Source organism: Marinomonas algarum, assembly GCF_020532605.1.
In the GTDB taxonomy this organism is placed as follows: Bacteria; Pseudomonadota; Gammaproteobacteria; order Pseudomonadales; family Marinomonadaceae; genus Marinomonas; species Marinomonas algarum.
In genome coordinates this window covers 61,653-76,313 of the sequence record NZ_JAJATW010000009.1, presented here as the reverse complement: position 1 = coordinate 76,313, position 14,661 = coordinate 61,653, and the positions used below count along the sequence as shown (strand labels likewise).

At 45.7% G+C, this 14,661-nt stretch carries 14 protein-coding genes; all 14 read left to right on the top strand.

The genetic code is table 11. The annotated features are described in order from the left end of the window. The 14 genes from LG368_RS07625 to LG368_RS07560 all read left to right on the top strand — a co-directional run bounded on the left by LG368_RS07625 (position 1) and on the right by LG368_RS07560 (position 14,646). Positions 1–339: a hypothetical protein gene (locus LG368_RS07625; protein ID WP_226754134.1), complete on the top strand. Its 339-nt coding sequence runs from the start codon at positions 1–3 to the stop codon at positions 337–339. Between the two features lie 194 nt (positions 340–533). Next, complete coding sequence (locus LG368_RS07620; protein WP_226754133.1) at positions 534–839, top strand: type II toxin-antitoxin system HigB family toxin; 306 nt, start codon at positions 534–536, stop codon at positions 837–839. A 99-nt stretch (positions 840–938) separates the two neighbouring features. Next, positions 939–1,310, top strand: coding sequence for a helix-turn-helix domain-containing protein (locus LG368_RS07615; protein WP_000354815.1), 372 nt, complete (start codon positions 939–941; stop codon positions 1,308–1,310). 25 nt (positions 1,311–1,335) lie between these two features. Further along, positions 1,336–3,744, top strand: a complete 2,409-nt coding sequence (locus tag LG368_RS07610) for a TOTE conflict system archaeo-eukaryotic primase domain-containing protein (protein WP_226754132.1) — start codon at positions 1,336–1,338, stop codon at positions 3,742–3,744. A 470-nt stretch (positions 3,745–4,214) separates the two neighbouring features. Then, positions 4,215–4,907 (top strand): hypothetical protein, encoded by a 693-nt coding sequence (locus LG368_RS07605; protein WP_226754131.1) that lies wholly within the window; start codon positions 4,215–4,217, stop codon positions 4,905–4,907. Positions 4,908–5,410: 503 nt separating this feature from the next. Continuing rightward, positions 5,411–5,989: a restriction endonuclease subunit S gene (locus tag LG368_RS07600; protein ID WP_226754130.1), complete on the top strand. Its 579-nt coding sequence runs from the start codon at positions 5,411–5,413 to the stop codon at positions 5,987–5,989. Positions 5,990–6,083: 94 nt separating this feature from the next. After that, positions 6,084–6,329, top strand: coding sequence for a DUF2188 domain-containing protein (locus LG368_RS07595; RefSeq protein ID WP_005085359.1), 246 nt, complete (start codon positions 6,084–6,086; stop codon positions 6,327–6,329). 8 nt (positions 6,330–6,337) lie between these two features. Next, positions 6,338–6,568: a hypothetical protein gene (locus LG368_RS07590; RefSeq protein WP_005085357.1), complete on the top strand. Its 231-nt coding sequence runs from the start codon at positions 6,338–6,340 to the stop codon at positions 6,566–6,568. Positions 6,569–6,648: 80 nt separating this feature from the next. Then, a complete protein-coding gene (locus tag LG368_RS07585) occupies positions 6,649–8,283 on the top strand; it encodes a type I restriction-modification system subunit M (RefSeq protein WP_226754129.1) in 1,635 nt (544 codons plus the stop codon). Beyond that, positions 8,280–9,143 carry a DNA damage-inducible protein D gene (gene dinD, locus LG368_RS07580; RefSeq protein WP_226754128.1) on the top strand — a complete coding sequence of 288 codons (864 nt, stop codon included), beginning with the start codon at positions 8,280–8,282 and terminating at the stop codon, positions 9,141–9,143. Before LG368_RS07585 ends, dinD begins: the two co-directional genes overlap by 4 nt. Then, positions 9,140–9,445 (top strand): DNA-damage-inducible protein D, encoded by a 306-nt coding sequence (locus tag LG368_RS07575; protein ID WP_226754127.1) that lies wholly within the window; start codon positions 9,140–9,142, stop codon positions 9,443–9,445. The genes dinD and LG368_RS07575 overlap by 4 nt, the downstream gene beginning before the upstream one ends. Then, positions 9,435–10,655 carry a restriction endonuclease subunit S gene (locus tag LG368_RS07570; protein WP_226754126.1) on the top strand — a complete coding sequence of 407 codons (1,221 nt, stop codon included), beginning with the start codon at positions 9,435–9,437 and terminating at the stop codon, positions 10,653–10,655. The genes LG368_RS07575 and LG368_RS07570 overlap by 11 nt, the downstream gene beginning before the upstream one ends. Beyond that, on the top strand, positions 10,652–13,912 hold the full coding sequence (locus tag LG368_RS07565; protein WP_226754125.1) for a type I restriction endonuclease subunit R: 3,261 nt from the start codon (positions 10,652–10,654) through the stop codon (positions 13,910–13,912). The genes LG368_RS07570 and LG368_RS07565 overlap by 4 nt, the downstream gene beginning before the upstream one ends. After that, positions 13,912–14,646, top strand: coding sequence for a M48 family metallopeptidase (locus LG368_RS07560; RefSeq protein WP_226754124.1), 735 nt, complete (start codon positions 13,912–13,914; stop codon positions 14,644–14,646). Before LG368_RS07565 ends, LG368_RS07560 begins: the two co-directional genes overlap by 1 nt. Positions 14,647–14,661: the final 15 nt, after the last annotated feature.

The following is a 14,661-nucleotide window of genomic DNA, read 5'->3' as shown; positions in this document are numbered from 1 at the left end:
ATGCAATTTATGATGCGACTCGCCCCCATTACCTTTCCAATAGCCATGCTGGCAGGCCTTGGTTGGTGTATTGGCATTGCCTTACTCGAACAACCTCATGGCGTAGGCTACGCACTTACCCAGCATTGCCTGAGGGTACTCGTGGTACTCGCTCCTTGGCTGACGTTAAAACTCACGTTCTACGTGATTGTCAGCCTAGGACGCAAACTGGGGCTCATACCGCCTGCACGCCCAACGCATAGCCTAGGTTATGAAGAATCACTCTATTGGTTCAGAGTATTGGCCTTCTTCGATGGCAAACGCAGCCGCATGCCGAAAAAGCCCATCAGGCGAAACTAGCAGCCCCCATTTACTCACTTACCGTGGGCATTTGGGACAATGGGGCAACACTTGATACCACAAGCTTTAGAGGGTGAATAAGAGGATATTAAACTGCCCCAAGGAATGGGGCAATCGGGGATGCGGTAAGAACTCCTAACCGCATCAAAAATGCCAAACTTGCAAAAGTCCCAATATGGGACTAACATCTGTTTATGAGAATTATCGCACTATCAACCTTAAAAACATTTTGGGAAGACAGCCCAGAATACATTGACGCGAAAGAGCCAACTTTAGCGTGGTATAGGCATGCATTAAACGCTGATTGGGGATCACCGTCGGATATGAAACAGGACTTTAGAAATGCCAGCATCCTCAAAGATGGGCGTGTCGTGTTTAACATTGCCGGTAATAAATACCGATTAGTCGTTTGGATCAATTATGCCTACAAGGTGGTTTACATACGGTTTATCGGCAGCCATGCGCAATACGAAAAATTCGTCGGGAACGAATTTTCATGAGCAACGCGAGCCCGAGGGGTAAGGCTCATGGACGAGCCGAATAAAAAATTGATGTGCAAACGATTTAAAGCCAAGAGGTAGTAACAAGAGGTAAATATAATGGACATTAGACCTATTAAAACAGATGCCGACTACCGCGCGGCATTAAACGACATCGAAAACCTAATGATGGCGGAGCCTGATACCGTCGAAGGCGAAAAGCTGGACATTTTGGTTACGTTAGTTGAAGCCTACGAAGCAAAGCATTTCCCAATGGATTTGCCAGACCCTGTTGAGGCAATAAAGTTTGAGATGGAGCGCAAAGGCTTAACGGTTAAAGATCTTGAACCCATGATAGGTAAAAGCAATCGTGTTTATGAAATCCTAAACCATAAGCGATCACTCACGCTAAAAATGATTTGGAAACTTCATGAAGGGTTAGGTATTCCAGCAGAGTCACTGATCAAGCCACCGCAAGTTCGCGCTTCATAGCGCTGCGAATCAAAATTAGTTTGTTATGAATGACGCTCGCTACCCAAACATTTCTGCTATTGATAACAGGCTAGCTGAGCTTGAAAACGAAAAGCAGCAGCTTCTCGCATTAAGAGAGGCTTTGCGTAGCGCTCAAAACGAGCGTTCAGTACAGACATTCACGCCAGAACAAAAGGTCGCCCTATTCAGACAACGATTTCGTGGACGAGAGGATATCTTTGCCAATCGTTGGCAAAATCAACAGGGCCGCAGTGGCTATTCCGTAGCCTGTGATAATGAATGGGTAAACGGGGTTTGCAACAAACCCCGCATTAAATGCCAAGACTGTTCACACCGCAAGTTTAGCGAACTAAACAAGCGCATTATTTACAGGCACCTTGCCGGTCATCAAGTGGTGGGGCTGTATCCCTTACTGAAAGATAATACGTGCTATTTGTTGGCAGCCGATTTTGACAAAGGCTGTTGGCAAGAAGAAGTCAAAGCAATGTCTAAAGCGTGCCAAGAGTTTGATATTCCGCACGCGATAGAAATCTCGCGTTCTGGCAACGGAGCGCACTTATGGATCTTTTTTGAAACCAATATCCCAGCTAACCAAGCTCGGGCACTGGGTTTCGCTTTGCTTGATAAGGCCATGGAAATATTTCCAAATCTATCGTTTGACTCCTATGACAGGCTATTTCCTAACCAAGATGTCCTTCCTGAAGGAGGGTTTGGCAATCTCATTGCGCTACCACTTCAAAAGGAGGCTCGCCTTTCAGGCCGTAGCTGCTTTGTTGACAGTGAACTGAATGCGATTGACGATCAATGGCAGTACCTTGCTGAGCTTAAAACGCTCACGCAATCGAGTATTGATCAACTCATAACAACCATTTCACCCAATACCCTATTACTGTCCGAACAAGGTCTAATAGACAACCGCCCTCCTTGGGAAATCACAGCCAAAGCCGCACCAATAAAATTAGAGTCTTTGCCGAAAACCGTGACCATTACCTTGGCCAACCATATCTACTTTTTGATAAGCGAGTTACCAGGGCCACTACTGGCAGGACTAAAGCGATTAGCTAGTTTTTCTAATCCTGTGTTTTTTAAAACACAAGCGTTGCGCTTTTCAACCCATGGCATTCCGAGGTTTATTTCCTGTGCTCGTATTGAAAACGGTTATCTAGCACTACCGCGAGGCTGTCTCGATGACGCGATTGCTTTGCTACAAGAGCACAATATTTCGCCACTGTTTGACGATAAGCGTGAAATCGGCAGACCATTATTAAAACTTACCCCCGAGTTCACTTTACGAAAGAACCAGCGAGACGCAGTGGCCGCAATATCTAAACATGACTTCGGTATTTTGCATGCGCCGACCGCATTTGGAAAAACGGTTACTGCCATCGGCATGATCGTAAAACGCAAAGTAAATACCCTAATACTGGTTCATAGCCGACAACTGCTTGAACAGTGGCAAGCGCGATTACGCACGTTCCTACCAGAAGTAAACATTGGCAGTATAGGCGGGGGTAAAAGAAAGCCGAGTGGCATTATCGACATTGCCACCTACCAAAGCTTGGTTAATAAAAAAGACAATTCCATCACGCCTCTCATCCAAGACTACGGCCACATTATTGTTGATGAATGCCACCATCTGTCTGCGCCAAGGTTTGAAATGGTACTCAACGAGGTAAGAGCAAAATATGTATTGGGCCTAACAGCAACGCCAGAGCGACAAGATGGCCATCAGAAGATCATTTTTATGGCGGCAGGGCCCATTCGCTATAAAGTGAAACAAAGCCCTGATGAGCAATTTACTCAAACCGTAATGATTCATCAGTTCTACGATATACCGCCAGCTGAGCTAATAAAAACAGATGAGCGCCCAAAAATAAGCGATGCCTATCGCTGGCTCGCCGATAATGGACAGCGCACTTCAAAAATTGTCTCAGACGCCTCTCAGTGTGTTCAAAATGGTGGACACCCGTTAGTCCTTACAGAGCGTAGAGAGCACGCAGAGTACATACACTCACAACTTACCAAGATGGGTATAAGCACTGTCGTACTCAAAGGCGCCATGAAAGCTGCCGAACGCAAGAATGCTGACAATCATCTGCAATCGGCTCAAGTTGTCGTCGCAACAGGAAAATATGTGGGTGAAGGGTTTGACCTACCAAGACTGGATACGTTGTTTTTGGCCATGCCAATCGCATGGAAAGGTACATTGGCCCAATATGCCGGTCGAATTCATCGTGAATCGGAAGGAAAAACACAAGTCACCATTCACGACTATGTGGACTGCGCCCTCCCTATGCTGCAACGCATGTTTAAAAAACGCGAGAAAAGCTACAAGGCTATGGGGTACGCCCTTGAGTACATTGATGACAACAGTAACAAGCAACCTTCACTGAAGTTAGAAAACGTCCCTTTATCAAATACCAAGCCAAAATAAACAGCAACACTTCATTAAACACTTCCCCATGCCTTTACCCCCATACGCCAAAACCACTATCCGTTTGGCTTTTGGATCGAAACGCCAAACAGGGAAATTAGCCCATTTACTGTTTGGCTTCTCGATTGAAATCCAACGCTGGTAGGCCTTGCCATTACTGGATCAAAGCAAGGTTTGGCACTTTTTTTACCCTAAACCAACCTCGGCATCAAAGTACAAACCGTTTGATTTTTTAAACCCAGAATGCAAACGATCGTTTGGCGTCTCGATTTTTTTGCACTAGCCAAATGCCGCCAAACAGCGCCGTATTGGACTATGTATATCAAACAGTTAGCCGCGCACAGGTCAATCAGGACAAACCGATTTGACTGGTTAGTTTGATGGCCATTTCTTTCATCTAATTCACCACTGAGTCTGCACCCGACCACTGAAAATAGGTGTCATTAAAAAACAACAAGGTGATAAGTGACGTGTTATGGGCAAGTGTTAACGATTGGGATAGAGAATGGATACAGCAGGTGGTCGCGTTACTGGTTGGACATGGCGCGTTTACCCTCTACCCAGCACTAAGCCAGTGCGATAATGCCGCCGAACGTTTAACCCGATGGCTGGCCTATCAGTTACCGCGCGTTAAACAAGCACACCCAGGCTGCCCGATTCACCAATGGCTGAACAGCATTGGCACACAAGTGATCGTAGAAAAGTGGCAAAGCCCCGAGCAATGGCCAAACCTGTATTGGCTGCCTTTACCTGAGGTTGATGGCCACGCGCAAGGTGGGTTGGTTTTGTTACCGGCACATTTTTTACCGGTATATGAGGATGGCACGAGCCAAACTAGAACATTGCAATTGCAAGCAAACACACCGGCCAACACCTGTATTTTTTGGTGCATCACGCCTTTATCTAAAACAGGAAAACGCACTACCTTGCACCCCAAACAGCAAAATCGCGCCTTTTGCCTGCCCAGTTCGCCGGAGCAAATGGGCAAATCATGTACGGGGTTATTACTGAGAGGTTTGAGAAAAGAGAGCCAAAAACGAAATGGCAACGTGATCAGCCACCAAATCAATATAGCGCTGCTGCACCACCTTTGTGGACCGGAGAATGATGTGTGGATTAAAGCAAGTTTTGGTGCCCTCAATGATGAGGGTACCAACAAGTGACAAATTGCCACTCCAAAATCATAAGCCTGAAAACGACACCAACCCTTAAAAAAGAGTAACCCCTCACAGGGCGCTGATCTAACGGGTAGCGGGAGGGGTGTTGTTAGAGCGATTTTAATATCAAAAAGTCAAATAACTCAATATTTTTGGCTAGACCGTTGTTCGCTAGGCTTTTACTCAGGCTTCACTTTGAACTATTCGGAATTTCCAGATGGTTGCGTTTTGTACAGCTCTACCAGCTTGATTATATGTCTCTTAATATTTAACTATTTTTTATCAGCAAGATACCTGGTACCGACATAAATGTCGGTACCAGGCAACGACCACTCAACCCTCTCATTACAGCCAGGTATCCGGTCAATTCAAGCATTTCCAAACGCCACACGGAAAACAACTTTACAGTAACGACGTTTTTGCAAAATAAACATTTGACAACTTGAGGATCTCAGCTTAAGCTTACTCACAAGTTGCAGAAACGCCATTACAACGCATTTGAGGTGACAATGAAAGTTAATTTGAAAAAAATTGCCTCTGTACAGATGGGACACTCTTTTAGGTCAAAGCTTGAACCAGACACTAATGGAAATATCTCTGTTATACAGATGAAGGATTTAACCGAAGATAACCGACTAAATGCCCAAGAGCTAGTGCAGATTGCTATGCAAGATTTGAAGGATCATCACAGAGTTAAGCATAACGACTTAGCATTTCGCTCTAGAGGTCAAACTAATACGGCAGCGTTGATTGATCATGAGTTGAGTGATGCTGTTATTGCTGCACCACTGTTGCGAATTCGGGTTGAAAGTGATTCGGTTATGCCAGCGTATTTATGCTGGTTTATTAATCAACCGACTTCACAAGCAGTATTGCAAAGTAAGGCAACCGGAACGGCGGTAAGAATGATTGGCAAACCTGCACTTGAGGATCTGGAGATAGTCGTCCCTAGTCTCGATGTGCAGAAAAAGATCATTGAGATTTACCAATTATCCATCAACGAACAGAAGCTAATGAATGCATTAGCAAAGAAAAAGGAGGTGTTAACTGACGCAATATTAATGAATTTAGCAATGAATACCCAGTAATGACAGTTACTGGGTTTAGACGAGCCGAAAGTGTGACAGCACTTTTAGCAAAACTTTAATCCACGTTTCATTTCAAAAAACAGGAGCCGAAATTATGGCAAAGAATACATCATCAAGCAAGGGCAATACCCGACATGTCGTACCACATCCTGATGGATGGGCGAACAAAAAAGGCGGTGCCGAACGCGCTTCAAGCGTACACAGCACCAAACGAGAGGCCGAAGCTGCGGCGCGCGAGCAAAGCAAGCGCGAAGGTTCTGAGCTTGTTGTACATGGCAAAGACGGCCAGATACAACGCAAAGATAGCCACGGTAACGACCCAAAAGACATTAAAGGATAGGAGCCCTTATGAGTGATGAATACAAAAAGAAAATAGGTGTACCTGAATCGCATACCCTCAACATCGTAAGTAGTCAGTGGTCGCAACGAAAAGGCCAAGACACTGATACCTATGAATGTGAAGAGCTAAACGAGCAAGGTGAAGTCATTGCACGGTACACCATAAAGGACAGTACATCGATTTACCCTCCATTTGGGCGGTCGATTACCTGGACTCAATCAGCCGTACTCGATTCTTAACCTTTTAACTTACAGCTAGCGGGGCGCTATCGGTATAGCCTGCCCCGCTTTATGACACTGACCAGATTTGAGGAATTTATATGACTAAAGATATGAACGACAAGATTCAACAAAAAGACATCAACAATGCAGCATGGGCTGCATGCGATACTTTCCGTGGCGCGGTAGACCCTGCGCAATACAAAGACTATATCCTAGTAATGCTGTTCGTAAAATACATCTCCGATGTGTGGAATGATCACTACGCAGAATATAAAAAGCAGTACGGTGACGACGATGTCCGTATCAGACGTAAGCTTGAGCGCGAGCGTTTTGTACTGCCAATGGTTGAACTGACAGAAGAAGTTGAAGATCCAGCAACCAAAGAGAAAAAAACCGTCGTTACCGATACCTTTTTGGCCAACTACTATTCATTGTTAGAGCGTAAAAACGAACCCAACATTGGCGAGTTGATCAACATTGTTTTAGAGCATATTGAAACCGCGAACAAAGCCAAGTTAGAAGGCGTATTCCGTAACATCGACTTCAACAGCGAAGCCAATTTGGGTAAAACCAAAGACCGCAACCGCCGCCTAAAAACCTTGCTGGACGACTTCAACAAGCCCGCACTCGACATGAGCCCGTCGCGCGTGTCTGAAGATGTGATTGGTAATACTTATATCTACCTTATTGAGCGCTTTGGTTCCGATGCAGGTAAAAAAGCCGGTGAATTCTACACCCCCCATAAAGTCTCTGAGCTAGTAGCCCGTCTGTCCGCACCAAAATCGGGGGCGCGTATTTGTGACCCTGCCTGTGGCTCAGCCGGTTTATTGATTGAAGCCGCACGCCAAGTGGGCGACCGCAATTACTCACTCTACGGCATGGAAGTCAACGGCAGTACCTGGGCGCTTGCGCGTATGAATATGTTCTTGCACGGCTCAGATTCTGCTCGTATCGAATGGTGTAACACCCTCACCTCTCCAGCGCTGGTCGAAAATGACAGACTGATGAAGTTTGATAACGTGGTTGCCAACCCTCCGTTTTCACTCGACAAATGGGGTTCAGAAGACGTTGAATCCGACAGATACAACCGCTACTGGCGCGGGCTACCACCTAAATCAAAAGCCGACTTTGCCTTTATCAGCCATATGGTTGAAGCCGCCGTTGAAAAAGAAGGCCGCATTGCCGTAGTGGTGCCTCATGGTGTGCTGTTTAGAGGCGCAGCTGAAGGCCGTATTCGTCAACAACTGATTGAAGAAAACCTATTAGATGCTGTGATCGGTTTACCTGGTAACTTGTTCCCAAGTACCGGCATTCCAGTGGCAATTCTGATATTTGACCGCTCCCGTGAAAAAGGCGGCGCCAATGAAAACTGCAAAGACGTACTGTTTGTCGATGCCAGCGGCAAAGACCATTACCAAGCAGGGAAAAACCAAAACATCCTGCTGGATGAGCACTTAGACAAAATTGTTGCGGCGGTAACAGCCCGTGAAGAAGTAGAAAAATACGCCCATTTAGCCACCTTTGAGGAGATCAAAGAGAACGACTTTAACCTGAATATCCCGCGCTACGTCGACACCTTCGAAGAAGAAGTCGAGATCGATATTGTGGCGGTACAGGCTGAAATCACTAGCCTTGAAAGCGAACTTGCCGAGGTTCGCAGCAAAATGGCGGCGCTGTTAAAGGATATCGTGCCTAACGAGGCGCAAAGCAACACAACGGAGGTGGCTGAATGAATCAAGAATTAATCACTCAACTGAACCAGAGCTTTAATCAGATTTCCCAAACTTGGGAAGATTCAGGCATTGAATACTGGTTCGCGCGCGATCTTCAAGAGTTACTTGAATACAGTGAGTGGCGTAACTTTCTAAAAGTAATAGAAAAGGCCAAGGAAGCCTGCGAAAACAGTGGCGGTAAGGTTGAAAACCATTTTGTTGCCGTCAACAAAATGGTTGTGATTGGCTCGGGTGCAGAGCGTGAAATTGACGATATTATGCTCACTCGTTACGCCTGCTATTTAATTGCGCAGAATGGTAACCCTCGCAAAGACGCCATTGCCTTTGCTCAAACCTACTTTGCTTTGCAAACGCGCAAGCAAGAGCTCATTGAAGAACAGCTACGTCTGCAAGATCGCATTCAAGCGCGAGAGAAGCTTCGAGAGTCAGAAACAGAGCTGTCTAAAAATATTTATGAGCGCGGTGTCGACGATAGAGGCTTCGGCCGCATTCGTTCGCGCGGTGATGCTGCATTGTTTGGCGGTAATACTACCCTAAGCATGAAGAATAAGCTTAGCGTACCCAAAAGCCGTGCTTTGGCTGACTTTTTGCCGACGGTGACCATTGCAGCCAAAAACCTAGCTACCGAAATCACCAATCACAACGTGCGTCAAAATGATCTGCAAGGTGAACGGTCGATTACTGATGAACACGTGCAAAACAACAAAAGCCTGCGCGATATGCTCGCAGAACGTGGCATTAAGCCAGAGGAATTGCCTGCTGAAGAAGACCTACAAAAGCTAGAACGCCGAGTGAAATCAGATGAAAAACGCCTGATCAAAGCGGCGGAGCTACCCAAAGATGCCAAGGAGGAAAAATGATGTTAAACACAACACGCCATTTTTCCCAAGTGGGAAATATGGTCGCCCACCAACACATGGGCAGTACCGAGCTTGCCGCAAACCTGTTCCGTGCCACGCAAACGGAAGAGAAACTAAAGCGCGATCAGGTCAGCAATAAAGCCCATTCCAACCAAACTCATTTTGAGGTAGGTGCCAAAGTGCGCGCCACCATTGAAGAGCTGGGCGGCACCATGCCAGAGGATTTACCAACGCCGGAAAAAGGCATTCCCCAGTTGGCGCGTGCACAGAAGAAGTTGGAGGGTGGTAAAAATGAAGACTGATCTGCTCAAAAAACTAGGTCGAATTAACACTGTTCCTGCTGGTTGGAAACTTACAACTGTCGGTAAGGTTTGCAAAATAAGAAATGATTTAAGAAAACCATTATCAACCGAAGAACGGGCTAAGATTCAAGGTTCGTATCCGTATTATGGACCTACCGGTGTATTGGATTTTATCGATCATCATTTAGTTGAAGGACAGTTTGCTTTAATTGGTGAAGATGGCGATCATTTTTTAAAACCAGAGCAAAAAGCCCAAACGCTTTTAGTTAATGGAAAGTTTAATGTTAACAATCATGCTCACCTGATCCAAGGAACAGAAAAGTGTTCTTCTGAATGGTTTTTTCTTTATTTTCACCACAGAGATATTACACATCTGATTAGTAGGCAGGGCGCAAGCCGCTATAAGCTAAATAAAGATACTTTAAGCAAACTCCCGATACTTGTGCCGCCTTTAAATGAGCAACTTGAAATCTATAAGTTATTTACCACTTGGGACAACGCCATCGAAAAAACGGAGGCGTTAATTGCGGCCAAGGAAAAGCAGTTTGAGTGGTTAACTTCTAACTTGATCAACCGTGCTGGTTATAAACGCACGGCAGCTTCTGGTTTGATGACAGAAGTTTCTAAACGCAACAAAAACAGTACGATTGAACGCGTTTTAAGCGTGACAAATCACAGTGGCTTTGTGTTGCCAGAAGAGCAATTTGAGCGACGCGTGGCCAGCGCGAACGTGTCAAATTACAAAGTTGTTGAACAAGGCCAATACGCTTATAACCCGTCTCGAATCAATGTAGGTTCTATTGCTCGTCTTGATGACTGGGAAAACGGCATTTTAAGCCCAATGTACGTCGTGTTTAAACTAGATACGAAAAAGGTATGTAGCGACTACTTTTTGCACTGGCTTAATTCAAGTGAAGCACGCCAACGTATTAAGAACAGTGCTCAGGGTAGCGTACGTGAGACAGTCAGTTTTAAAGATCTTGGCGCAATTGATATTCCATTGCCCGCAATGGACGTGCAAAAAGACGTAACCTACAAGCTCAACCTTGCTCAAAAGGAAATCAGCTTACTCAAAAAGACCTTAGAACAATACCGCAGCCAAAAGCGCGGTTTGATGCAAAAGCTGCTTACTGGTGAGTGGCAAGTTGGTAGTTCTCAGTACCTCTCTGAGGAGACTTGTCAGGAGCTTTCTAAGGAGAGCGTCGCATGAGCACACCTCCAGTCAATTACGCAGCAAACTCGGAGCCTTCGGGCTTCGAGTTTAACGAAAAGTACTTGTCGCAAATTCCAGCCCTGCAACAGTTGATCAATTTAGGTTACCAATACCTCACCCCTGAGCAGGCTTTGGCCGAACGGGGTGGGCGCAGTGCCAATGTGATTTTGGAAGGGGTGCTACGTCAGCAGCTAAAAAAGATTAATCGCATTAACTATAAAGGTGGCGAGTATCTGTTTAGCGAAGAGAACATTCAAACCGCGATCCAAAAGCTCAAAAATATTAAGTTTGATGGCCTGCAAAAAACCAATGAGTCGATTTACGATTTAATCACCTTAGGCTCAGCCATGGAGCAAACCATTGAGGGGGATTCAAAAAGCTTTACCCTCAATTACATTGATTGGAAAAAACCAAGCAACAACAGCTTTCATGTGGTGGCGGAGTTCTCGGTTGAGCGCGCACGCAGCACCGATACCGTGCGCCCCGATATCGTCCTGTTTGTCAATGGTATTCCCTTTAGCGTGATTGAATGTAAATCACCCAAAGTGGATGTAGAGCAAGCCGTATCACAAAATATTCGTAACCAGGGTGATGATTATATTCCGCGCCTGTTTACTTATGTGCAGCAAGTGTTGGCAGTAAATAAAAACGCCGCCCAATACGCTACAGCTGGCACACCTAAGAAATTCTGGGGCGTGTGGAAAGAGCAAGAAGACAAACCGGACGATGTCGATAAAGGCATAAATACCACTTTAGACGAAGACACTAAAGCACAGCTATTCAGTGGCGAGTTTGCTGCCGCACGGCCGTTTTTTGATGCGCTAGAGGCAGAAGGCAAACGCTTGGTAACGGAACAAGACAATGCCATTCACAGCCTGTGCCGCCCAGAGCGTTTATTAGATTTGGTGTATCGCTTTACCCTGTTTGATGGTGGCGTTAAGAAAGTAGCCCGCTATCAACAATATTTTGTGATTAAAGCGACCATCGCTCGAATTAAGCGCCTGACCAATAACGGCAATAGCTCAGAAAACCGCCAAGGTGGTGTTATTTGGCATACTCAAGGCTCGGGTAAGTCGCTTACCATGGTGATGCTCACCCGCGCTATGGCGCTAGAGCCACAGCTTATCAATCCAAGAATCATTTTGGTTACCGACCGGGATGATCTTGATAAACAACTGGGCAATACCTTTGCGGCCTGTGGTTTAAGTCGCGAACGTGCCACGTCTGGTCGAAATTTGGTGAAGCACCTGAAAAACAAAGTGGGTCTGATCACCACACTGATCCACAAATTTGACAAAGGCTGGGTGGCCGAGAAGTTTGTTGATGAGTCGCACGATATTTTTGTATTGGTCGATGAAAGTCACCGCACTAACTTTGGCTCATTGGCGGCCCGAATGCGCCAAATGTTGCCCAATGCCTGTTTTCTTGGCTTTACCGGTACGCCACTACTTAAAAAAGAAAAGAATAACTTTGCCAAGTTTGGTGGCCTGATTGAGCCGCACTATACCATTAAACAAGCGGTTGCCGACGAAGCAGTATTGCCACTGCTGTACGAAGGCCGACATGTTGAGATGGAGCAGAATCAGTCGGCTATCGATCTCTGGTTTGAGCGCCACACCGCCGATTTAAGCAAAGAGCAAAAGGCCGACCTTAAAAAGAAATACGCCCGCGCTGAAATGCTAAACAAATCTGATCAAGCTATTTATATGCGCGCCTTTGATATCAGCGAGCATTTTCGTGCTAACTGGCAAGGTACCGGCTTTAAAGCTCAGCTAGTCGCCCCAGGCAAACCAGCGGCATTAAAGTACCAGCAGTTTTTGCAAGAGATTGGCACCGTCACCACAGAGGTAGTAATTTCTGGCCCTGATACCCGCGAAGGTCACGACGAAGTGGACGAAGGACCAACCGATGAGGTAGGTAAATTCTGGGACAAAATGATGAAGCGCTTTGGCTCTGAAGAGGAGTACACCAAGCAAATCATCAATCAGTTTAAATACGGTGATGATCCTGAAATACTCATTGTGGTGGATAAGCTGTTAACGGGTTTTGATGCGCCGCGCAACACCGTGCTGTATCTATGCCGAACTCTGCGAGAGCACACGCTATTACAGGCTATCGCTCGGGTTAACCGCCTTTACGAAGGCAAAGAGTTTGGCTATATCATCGACTATGCCAGCGTATTGGGCGAGCTGGATAAAGCCCTAACCATGTACGAAGCCTTTGAAGGGTTTGACGAAGATGACTTAGCAGGCACGCTCACCTCCATCAATGAAGAAGTGTTTAAGCTGCCACAGCGTTACTCTGACTTGTGGGATTTGTTTAAAGCCGTTAAAAACTCAAAAGACGAAGAAGCCTATGAGGTGTTGTTGGCCGATGACGAGCTGCGTGAAGAGTTTTACGAGTGTTTATCGGCATACAGTAAATCTTTAGCCATCGCTTTATCGTCTGAGCAGTTCATCATGAGCTCTGATGAGAAAAAGCTACAAACCTATAAAAACGATTTAAAACGTTTTCAGAACTTAAAGGCAGCGGTTAAGTTGCGTTACGCTGAGGCGATTGATTATCGCGATTACGAGCCGAAAATTAAAAAGCTGTTGGATACTCATATTCAGGCTAATGAAGTGACTCAGCTTAACGAACCCGTAAATATTTTTGATGAAAAAATGTTTACCGCCGTGAAAGAAGAGCAAGGGGTTTATCAAACCAAAACCACGGCATCAAAAGCGGACACCATCGCCCACGCCACGAAGCGCAGCATTTCGGAGAATATGGACGAAGACCCTGCGTTTTATGAGAAGTTTTCGAAGCTGATCCAAGCCGCTATTGATGACTTTAAGGCTAAGCGCATCTCAGACTTAGAATATCTCAACCGAGTGATTGATATTCGTAACAAAGTGGCCACGAAGCAGCATGATGATATGCCTGATTGCATTCGTGAAAACGACGAAGCGTGTGCCTACTTTGGCTTAATTAAGCCGCAGTTTCAGCAAGTGGCAACACTCAACGAGTTAGATGATGCTCAGCTTGATGCCATTGCGGCACAAACATCGTTAGCGATACAAAAGATAATTGATGCTCATTGGAAGGTCGATTTTTGGGATGATGCCGACGTTCAAAAAACGGCGATGAATGATATTGACGATTTTCTTTATGACGAAGTCAAAGAGCAATACGGCGTGACGCTGAGCCTAGAGCAAATGGACGAAATCATTGAGAAAACCATGCAGGTTGCGAAGCACCGGAGGCATTCTTGATGTCGTCAACCATCAAGCAGGCCGAGAGCGCTGAAAAGCTAGCGGTTGTATACGGAGGGGGAGAAATCCCCTTTCAGCTGGCTTTTTCTAAACGCAAGTCGCTGGAAATATCAGTTCACCCTGATAAATCAGTTTTTGTGAAAGCCCCTGAAGGCACCGACCGTGAGGCCATTGAAGCCAAGGTGAAGAAGCGTGCTCGGTGGATCAAACGTCAAATTCGCTACTTTGACCAGTTTGACCCAAGAACCCCTTCTCGCAAATACGTCAGTGGTGAAAGCCATTTGTATCTTGGTAAGAAGTATCGGCTAAAAATTGAAGTAGGCGCTGACAACAGTGTGGTGCTGAAAGCGGGCTTTTTTTGGGTAACGTCTGCCAATGGTAAACCAGACCATGTGGAGTCACTACTGAGTGATTGGTATCGAGAAAAGGCCGATTTTCATTTAAATAAGGTGTTTTCTGATTGTTGGGAGAAGTTCAAACATTCAGATGACAACAAGCCAACCATTAAAATAATGCAACTCAAAAAGCGTTGGGGCAGCCTATCGAAAAACGGAACGCTGACCTTAAACCGCAACTTAATTAAAGCACCGAAAGAGTGTATTGAGTACGTGATCATTCATGAACTGTGTCACCTAGAGCACCACAACCACGGCCCAGAGTTTTATCGCTTACTCGAACGCTCTTTACCAGATTGGGTGAAGCGCAAACATAAACTGGAAATGGCATTGATTTAGTCAGCACGCTGTATC